The sequence below is a fragment of the Campylobacter sp. 2018MI13 genome (assembly GCF_018501135.1).
Taxonomy (GTDB): domain Bacteria; phylum Campylobacterota; class Campylobacteria; order Campylobacterales; family Campylobacteraceae; genus Campylobacter_E.
Genome location: NZ_JAHCZC010000189.1, coordinates 1 through 515, shown reverse-complemented (window position 1 = coordinate 515; position 515 = coordinate 1). Strand labels below are relative to the sequence as shown.

Sequence of the window (515 nt, the reverse complement as noted above, 5' to 3'; positions counted from 1 at the left end):
GTAGGAGGAATTTTCACCTCCACTACAATTTCACTGGATCCCTCTTTGAGACAGCTCCCATCTCGTTACGCCATTCATGCAGGTCGGTATTTAACCGACAAGGAATTTCGCTACCTTAGGACCGTTATAGTTACGGCCGCCGTTTACTCGGGCTTCGATCAAGAGCTTCGCATTGCTGCTGCCCCCATCAATTAACCTTCGAGCACCGGGCAGGCGTCACACCCTATACATCCACTTACGTGTTAGCAGAGTGCTGTGTTTTTGGTAAACAGTCGGGAGGGACTCTTTGTTGTAAGTTTCCTTGCCTTCGGAGTAAATCCTAATACAAGGCTAACCACACCTTATACCGAAGATACGGTGCTATTTTGCAGAGTTCCTTAAAGAGAGTTCTTCCACGCGCCTTAGAATACTCATCCCACCCACCTGTGTCGGTTTACGGTACGGGCAACATTATCTAAACTTAGAAACTTTTCTTGGCTCGACGGCATCAGCAATTCTTCCTTCCATCCGAAGAC

Annotated in this window: 1 rRNA gene; it reads right to left on the bottom strand. The window is 47.8% G+C overall.

Annotated features, from left to right (window positions below):
* Positions 1-515: ribosomal RNA gene (locus tag KJQ99_RS09580) — 23S ribosomal RNA — on the bottom strand; the annotation flags it as partial.